General features: G+C 49.4%; 5 protein-coding genes. 1 reads left to right on the top strand and 4 read right to left on the bottom strand.

What is annotated here, in order from left to right:
- Positions 1-151: 151 nt before the first annotated feature.
- The gene (locus tag KW842_RS26925; protein ID WP_218307244.1) at positions 152-1,057 is read right to left on the bottom strand and encodes an HNH endonuclease; all 906 of its coding nucleotides are present in this window, start codon (positions 1,055-1,057) and stop codon (positions 152-154) included.
- A 324-nt stretch (positions 1,058-1,381) separates the two neighbouring features.
- Positions 1,382-4,081, bottom strand: a complete 2,700-nt coding sequence (locus KW842_RS26920; protein WP_218307243.1) for a hypothetical protein — start codon at positions 4,079-4,081, stop codon at positions 1,382-1,384.
- A 255-nt stretch (positions 4,082-4,336) separates the two neighbouring features.
- Between KW842_RS26920 and KW842_RS26915 the strand changes: the two genes are divergently transcribed.
- Complete coding sequence (locus KW842_RS26915) at positions 4,337-5,176, top strand: DUF4238 domain-containing protein (protein ID WP_218307241.1); 840 nt, start codon at positions 4,337-4,339, stop codon at positions 5,174-5,176.
- Positions 5,177-5,371: 195 nt separating this feature from the next.
- Here KW842_RS26915 and KW842_RS26910 read toward each other — a convergent pair whose 3' ends face one another.
- Positions 5,372-5,989, bottom strand: a complete 618-nt coding sequence (locus tag KW842_RS26910) for a hypothetical protein (protein ID WP_218307240.1) — start codon at positions 5,987-5,989, stop codon at positions 5,372-5,374.
- Between the two features lie 63 nt (positions 5,990-6,052).
- Positions 6,053-8,059 (bottom strand): restriction endonuclease, encoded by a 2,007-nt coding sequence (locus KW842_RS26905; protein ID WP_218307238.1) that lies wholly within the window; start codon positions 8,057-8,059, stop codon positions 6,053-6,055.
- Positions 8,060-8,185 lie beyond the last annotated feature (126 nt).

Genomic DNA, 8,185 nt, shown 5'->3' with positions numbered 1-8,185 from the left:
GACATCAGCCACTATCTGATGCACCGGTATAACTGGATACGGCCACATCAGTTCAATGAAGGATTGGCGCCGGCCGTCACCGAAGAAAAACTTAACGTAGTGTCCGGGATGGGTTGACCACTACACTCAACCTTCTATTGGTAAGCCTGGCCTAAGCGAAATTGTATCGAAGCCTATGCTTTGTTAAGTAGCTTTGGTTTGCTGATGTCAGTGGCCTTAGTTTGGTGTACCTATTTAAGCCCAGAATATCGCGATCCTCAGCGTTAAGTTTGGAGGCAATCTGTAATTCCCCGAGATTCGAGAACGAGATGAGACCTTGGTCGAATAAGCGATCAATATGGGCTGCCAACAGAAGACCATTGTTGACATCTAGTCTCTCTTCATTGTCGCAGAGTGCCCACGGTACGATGTGTGAGGCGATGACAAGATTAAGATTCTGCAGCCCCGTCAGTGCGCAACGTCCTTCCCAGCGTGTAATAAGGTCCTGTCTAAACTTCCCTTGTCCCAGACGAGCTTGAATTAACATCTCACGGGTGGTCTTCGTGATGTTTTTAGAAGAGCGGTTTCCGGCGTCAATCAGCGCCTCATCGATCAGTTTGGTTTGCTTAGTCGCTTCGAGCAGAAACATCCCGGCATCCGCAGGCAGATGTGACATATAGATCTGATTGAGCGTACCTCGATTGTTAAAGAGAGACGGCGTAGTTCTGTCATCAAATCGCGTAATAAATTCTTGAGAGATTTCATCCCGCGGTATTTTTCTGTCCAGTGGAATGATTTCGACATCGACACGATTGCCCATTTCATCCCACTGTTCAAAAGCGCTGTTGCCGGGCTTGCTTTGTTGATAGGCATCCGTTTGTGCGAGTGCTAGGAAACCGATGCACTGGTTATAGGCGCAAAAAATCACATCGCCTTGCTTAACGTTGGCAACGTTATCCCAGTAGAGCCGCGTGACCTCGTTGCCAATGCTGCTAATGGAACTAATGGGCGCCCAGAGAAAATATTGATCGAGTACAGTTTTATATGTACCACCAATGTTGACCCAATAGAATTCCATGCTGCACACCTCGACGTTTATTTTTCGATATAAATTCTATCTTGGTAACATTGCTAGTGCAATAAATGTTAGGTGTTCGTCTAAGGCAGATTTAGCATAAAAAAAGCCAACCATGATTTGGTTGTAGGATCTCAAAAAACATGAAATTCTTATTCCTATAAATTAAGGACTTAGACATGTATTTTGAGAATTTTGCGAGAGAGTGTCTAAAAATACATGAAGTTTTCCTAAAGAAATCTCATAATATCTGAAATTTTCCGACAGGACAGTGGCAGCTCGTTGAACAACAACTTGACCATGCTTCGAGGGGCGCAGCAAAGGCGTTCATGGCGTGGTGTGGCTTGGGGCTTGCAATCCTGGCTGTACCCCGGTTTGAAGGCAGAGTCCCTGAAGCGCACGCACCTCGTCGGGATTTTTCGGGAGGCTGGATGCATAGGCGTCTGCGCGGGCTTGGACAACGGCTATCACTGTCTGCAGGACGTCAGGTTTGGCAAGCCCGCCGTGTTTGATGCCTGCGTCCGACAACAATGTTGCAAGGGTCTGGCTGGACATGACCTTCACGGACTCTGCCAGTACATTCGTTTTGACCAGCTTGACAAAGAGGCGCCTGAACTGTTTTTTGTCGCATTGCCCGGCATGGCGGAACATGAGCTCGATCCGCAGCGCGCTTTCGTTGCGGCCGCTGGAGGGAGCGGGAGGTACCGCATAAAGGGCTTTCAGCACTTCGGGCACCAGCCTGGCGCGTGCCGGAGTCGCCACTTGTAACCCGTCCAGCACAAAGGCCAGACTGCGCAGCCGACTGGCCGTCAGGGCCTGCGCGAAGCGTGTGGTGTCGATGCTGTCCAGAACTAGGTCCAATAGATAGGGCCGGCGGCGAAGCCATTCCAGCGTCCTGGAGTCGCTTGCCTCGAGCAGGCCGGTACGATAACCATCAAGCTGCCTGCCGTCGGCAAGGGTTTTGCAAAGCGTATCGCGGAAAAAAACGGGCGTTAGTCGCGCAAAGGCTTCTAGCAGGCTTTCTGCATGGTCCGGGCTGAGGCCAGCGAAGTTATTGGCAATGGCACGAGCAATTGAGCTGTCGTGGATTGACTCCGATACCCATTTAAACGTCGGCTCGCCATGAGCGTGGGCGGCTTCCAGCAATCCGACGATGCCTCCCGGAGACAGGTACCGGCAGGCCTTCATGAAGCGCGCCGCCTCCAGGTTCCTGATCCGTTGCCAACAGTCGTCGATCAACGCGCTACGGTTTGTAGCGAAGACGAGATACGCGGCAACGCCCTGCAGCGGTTCGTCGCTCTCATTGATGTAAGCACCAACCCGTTCGCTGATATAAGTCCAGAAGGTCTCCTCGACGCCGGTTTCCTTGTACAAGGCACCAATGACGGGAGCGTAGCCAAGGGAGAATTGCGGCGAAAAATGCCAAAGCTGGTCTTCGATCCGGCGAAGTAGTTCCGCTGCTTCGTCCTTCGCTTTGTTGTCCAGTAGTTGTCGGATGACGAAACAGGCTTGAAAAGGGTCTCTTGCCAGTAGCTCCTGCCAAAGGGAAGTCTCGTCGACACTAAGACATTCCAGAATGAGGCCACCCAGGTTGTCGTGCGCCAGCCTGAAGCGGCGTTGCCTCTCGTTTTTCGTAACAGACTCCGTGACTAGCCCGCGCTCAATGAAATGTTGCGGGGCAATCTCGTCGAGGCTGGCGAACGATGCTGGCATCTCGTGCCGAGCACAAAGCGCGATGCATGCGAGCGCCTTCTGTTCTTCGACCGGGCTATTCTCCAGATATGTTGCCCGGAAATATGTTGCTGCGTCTTCTTTGCTTATATGGGGAAGGTCACCTGCTTTCATGGCTTTTGCCTGCGAAGCGAGCGCAAGCCGGAACATGACCATATCTAGCGCCAATCCATGCCACTTGTCGAGGTCTTCCGTCCGCGGCCTCGGGAAGTGTTCGGAAAGCGCCGCTCTGCGGGCATGCAGTTCGTACATCGCATTTAAATCGCCGGCTTCGATGTGCAGCTCAAAGTTTTCGAAAAACCGGTTACTCCCGCCGAGTGCGCTTAATTGTTCGGCACTGGACTTTTTACCCACGAACAGTAAACGCGGCTGGTTGTCCTTATCGATAAAGGCCCGGCCGATCTGCGACAGGGCTGTTGCGGTAAGGCGGTGCTGCCCATCGACGACGAAGAGTGTATTTTTGCTGCCGAATTCCTTCAGGCGTGCGACGATCGTAGTAGTCAACTGCGAAGTGTTTGCAGCTTGATCCAACACATCGATGTAAAACGCGGTGCGCTTACCTTTCTTGATCCATCGATGAGCCACGGCCTTTGCCAAGGTTGACTTCCCAACACCACCTCGTCCGGAAATCAGCACGCTCGGGGAGCGGGACAACTTGCCCATCACTTCGGCGATGCGTTGCCTTGCAACGACCGTTCCGTTTTCATATTCGACAAACGTCGGCATGCCCGCCGCACCGTAGGGAAGTTCGCGGATCTCAGTAAAAGGAGCGACGTCGGTTGGCAGGTTTAGGTCCGCCATCAGACCCAGATAATTTGGCCGGCAAAGCTCCTTGACGAGGGTGTCGAGGAACCAGAACTCGATCTGGCCCGTTGAAATTCCCAGCGCTTGCAGTTGCAGCCGATAATGATCCACTCCTGGCTTGGCCTTGGCCGGATTCGCATTCTTCTGTGGGATCAGTGGGGGACCATCCGCTAGGACGAACAGGGAAAAAGCCTTCGCTTGCCCGCCCAGCGCAGTGATCCCGGGAATATCTTCTTTGGTCACGTGATTGCGCCAGTCTCCCACTGTCGTTTCGATAAGAAACTTGTCGCCGTTCGCTTGCGGAGCGTAAGCGTCAGGGTACCCTTTGGTCGGTTGCCCGTTTGCATTGCGACCTTGTGGAACGATGTGCTGATACGCGACGCCGCCCTTGATCCGCATGAAGTCTTCTGCAAAGAGCTGAAACTTACCCGGTGACGGCTTCAGCGCGAGCAAGGCCTCGCGAATATTTTTCTCAGCTGGCATGGCTGGCATTGTTGTATTTCCCTGGACGTTCAGTATGGGACTGAGAGAGTTTGTATTTTACGATGTAAATATGCTCAGTTCCTAATGTCGGTCGCGCCCGCCGTTACGTTTGGCGGCCACCACCGGCGTCCGTTGCCCAAGTCCACTTTTTTGTCAACATCATGTCGTCCAAGCGCTTGTAGGGCAGTGCGCTTATCGAATAGACTTAGTCCTTGGTTTTCCAAGTCTCCATTTGTTTTGAGTTAATTTGAACAGCTATCCAATATGAAACGCCGAACGCATGTTGCCCATCACTATGTGCCAGATTTTTTATTGAAGAATTGGCATACTCTGCCAGATGATAAACTCACGCAGTATAGCTGGGTGCCAGGTAAACTGGATACACAGCGCCGGAAGGCCAAACATGTTGCGAAAGAGGACTATCTTTATGGTACTTCGTCCGCTACAGGGGAGTTAGATGTTCGTGTAGAAACGGAGTTCTTTACACAAGTAATCGACAATCCGGGGGCTCCGGTATTGAAGCAACTTTGTTCTGAGGGAACTAAAGGTCTTCGGGAATCGGAACGTCAAATTTGGGCACAATTTCTGGTCGCGCAAATGGCTCGGACCCCTGCAATGGTTAAGCATTTTCAATCGGCCGCAGAAAAGGACTTCAGGGACGGGGCTCAACGAATCGCCGATCAGCCAGGCCGCGCTAATTTCCTTGCCTATGTTGATACCCATGCTCCTAACACAGGCAAGAACATTGGGGTGGAGATACTGCCCGAAGTCATCGGGAATGCCAAGCTTATATCGGCTGTCCAGGCCGCTCAGTGGCACGTCATGGATCTTAGTTCCTCTCCTTTAGATCTATTAATTGGGGATCGACCACTACTCATTGTCGGCCCTCTTAATATGAATTTTTTGATGACCCTACCGCTGACGCCTAAGCATCTTTTTTGTGCAGCGTTTCATCAGGGGACTATAGATTCGATTTCCCGATCTCGACCTATCGAAATTGCTAAAACGATGAACAAGGATATGGTATTGCATGCAGCTAAATACATATATGCAACGTGTGATTTACACACTCCTTTAGTAAGAAAGTACCTGCGGCGAACGTAACAAAGGTTATTGAGGCTGCATAACCACGGATTGGGAAAACATCACCACCGCACGGGAAGATCAAAAGTACGATCTAGTCCTGTGTATCCCAAGCGGTATCGCACTTTAATACTTGGACTTGACTCTATCGCGATTGATATTGATATATCATGGGTATAATGAATGGGATCGATCTTTTATATTACATATAAAAATTTATTTCTTTCTATATTTTTTTGAATTTGTACCTAACTTCGGATTATTTTCATATTCCTCTGCAGCAATTTGCACGACAATAGACCAGCTAGTGGCGTAAATTGCGATTGCTGACATTAGAAAACAAACAAACCAAAACCAATCAGGCAGGATTGAAAAATTCACATAGGTAATTAGCAAACCTAACACCCCCAAGGTTAGGGAAATGAGTGCGGCTGTGAAAGCTGATACGTTAGTTTTATATACGTCGCTCAATCTATAAGTACGACTACCAAGCTTCTGAGTCTTTATCGCTATCTTATACGCGATGTGAGCCTTCCGGACATTCCATAGAGCTGATGCGCCTGATGTAGTACAAATTCCGAGGAAAGTTGTCGCTACTGCTTCACTTAGCCCTAAGGGACCGAGCAATACTGCAGCAAGTGACAGTGCAAGCGGTAAAAAAATATTAAGTGCAACTTGAACAATAATATCATTGCAAATGCGTAGATAGCGCTGCCTTAGTTGTACGGGAACCAGTGGTAAGTTTTTGCGTTGAAAAATAGGTGTTGCAACTAGAGTTCCTAAAACTGACGCAAGTGTCACTAGTTGAAGTATGTGAGAGGTCCAAAATTTCATGTGTGATAGAGATTTTTAGCGAACGCGATTTCTAGGTTTTTAGTTCAATTTGTTCTTGTTGTCTTACATCCAACGTGAGTGTCTCTCGAACAGCTGTACAAGATCGTGGTGAGAGATCAACGGTTTCAGCGAAGAATAAACAAATTCGACTTCAGGAGCTGGCAACCAATCATCATCGTCATTCAATCCCTCTAACATGGCGCTCAGCAGACACCGTACCGCATATGCGGACGGAGGTGAAAGATTTTCTTGTATCCGCTCTTTCAAAGCTTGAATGATTTCTGAGTGAGAATGACATTCTTGGCGCAAGCTAAGATTAGACGAAATGTATGGAATGTGACCACGCTCGCCTTGCATTATGGTTATTACGCCTAGATACAATTCGCGCGTTTCCGAGGGGGTTAGATATAGTTGGGGGGCACCATGCCCCATGTTATTCTGCAGTTCTTCTATTGTGGCTAACAGGCCTAGCGTGCGATAGTGTTCGTCTTCTAGTAGTGACAGTTTTCGATGTTCCGAAATTCTTGTTTGCTCCGCCCATAACCTAGTTAGCATTCTGCGCCGCCCAGGCCGTCGCCATGGCCAGCTTGCGTTAACCTCTCCTTCGATAAGCCATTGTCCGATGGCCGGAAGAAATTTTTCACGTATCCACGTAAGAGTTTCTGCGCATGACATCCACTGTCGAGTGGCAAGTTCAAAGTCTTCGAACGAATTGGGGGGATCCCAAGTCAAAACTACATTATCTCCATAAGAAAGTCCCTCTAAATCGGTGCGGGCTCGGATGAAGGCATGATAGCCACGGTCAAAATCGGGATGTGGCTTCGTTGTATATACCTTCACGTAGTGTTGATTAGCATCGAAGATATTCCAGTTGCCGTCGCCAGCGTCTGCATCATGCGCGCGTGCGAAACTGAGCATTTGATTCCACAGTTGTGTCGGTACCGTACAGATTGCGATCACCGTATCGCTACCGCGACCGATGAAGGGAAAGCCCTGGGCTCCCCAACGTTGATCGAGTGCGTGCAATGCATCTGTGTATACGGGAGCAAGTTTGTCGAGTGCTGAACACATTGCGTCTAAGCCGTCAGAAGGAATCTGCAGGCGCGCGCTATGAAGGTCAATTGTGATTTCAGAATTAGGCTGCAAAGAAACCGGCCCAACGATAAACGGGCGATATGCATGTTCAGCTGGTGCGCCGGCATGAGCAAAAAGGTTTTTTAGGAGCCATTCTTGTGACAGTGCAACGGTGAATCCGGAAGTTGATGGTTTCTTGACCACTATGCCGATAGAGCCTGAAAAAAATCGCTTGCTGGGTAGCAATGCATCAATATGGATCCATGGACTTTCAATGCTCCAATTATTTTCATAGGAGTAGATTTTTTCAAGGTGAGACTCCGTCTCGTCTTCGCGCCCCTTTTGCCCAAGAAACTCCTGCGCGATTCTTCTAACAACATGTCGCTCATCAACTAGTGCCTTCTGCAGCTGCATCCAAAAATCGACGCGCCGCATCCATTCGTTGCAGTACATATCTGCATCGACACCAGGAAAAAAACGACTCAGAATATCCGGATGAAGACGGATGCGTTCTGTTAAGTGTACCCCAGTCCACAATTCGCCCACAATTTTTCGGACTCGAAGTTCCTTCCGCGCCTCATCCCATGCCTTAGATAGCTGTCCAATGCTTTGCTGTGCGACGATCAATACGAATCGTGTACCAGGTGTTGCCCACGGTCCGGCAAGAAAAAGTTCGACTGCTTTTGCTAACTTAGTAGACGTGAAACTTTCCCAGCATTTACACTCAAAAACGATAAGCTGTGTTTTGTCATTTTGCGCATATGCAAACAGATCAATTCCACCTTGTTTACGCCCAGATCCACCAATTAGCTGGCAGCCTTCGATGTCATGATCTCTTTGCAGCAGCCACCAGCAAAATTGCTCGAACTGAGGTGCATTCATATCCTCAAATTTTAAGGGATGATTACCTAGCGGAGCTGAACCTGATACCGGCTCAGTCGGTGCAAAAGGGCCTATATGTGGCGGAAAGTCTTGTGGAAAACGGTGATTAGGCATGCAGTGATATCAAACGTGGGATTGATTGCCCCATGATAACACTGTTTTTTCATACAGTGTTGTCTGGTAACTGATATGCCGGCTTGTGTTTGGTTCTTTACTCTCTCGGAAAACGCGCCCCCCTAC

Origin of the sequence: Duganella sp. sic0402, from assembly GCF_019219065.1 — a bacterium.
Lineage (GTDB): Bacteria > Pseudomonadota > Gammaproteobacteria > Burkholderiales > Burkholderiaceae_D > Rugamonas.
Note: the sequence above shows the minus strand (reverse complement) of the source record. Positions and strands in the feature narration are given on the sequence as shown.

Excerpts from the sequence above, each read along its gene's own strand:
- KW842_RS26925 (WP_218307244.1), bottom strand. The coding sequence starts at position 1,057 with ATGGAATTCTATTGGGTCAACATTGGTGGTACATATAAAACTGTACTC.
- KW842_RS26915 (WP_218307241.1), top strand. The coding sequence starts at position 4,337 with ATGAAACGCCGAACGCATGTTGCCCATCACTATGTGCCAGATTTTTTA.
- KW842_RS26905 (WP_218307238.1), bottom strand. The coding sequence starts at position 8,059 with ATGCCTAATCACCGTTTTCCACAAGACTTTCCGCCACATATAGGCCCT.
- KW842_RS26910 (WP_218307240.1), bottom strand. The coding sequence starts at position 5,989 with ATGAAATTTTGGACCTCTCACATACTTCAACTAGTGACACTTGCGTCA.
- KW842_RS26920 (WP_218307243.1), bottom strand. The coding sequence starts at position 4,081 with ATGCCAGCCATGCCAGCTGAGAAAAATATTCGCGAGGCCTTGCTCGCG.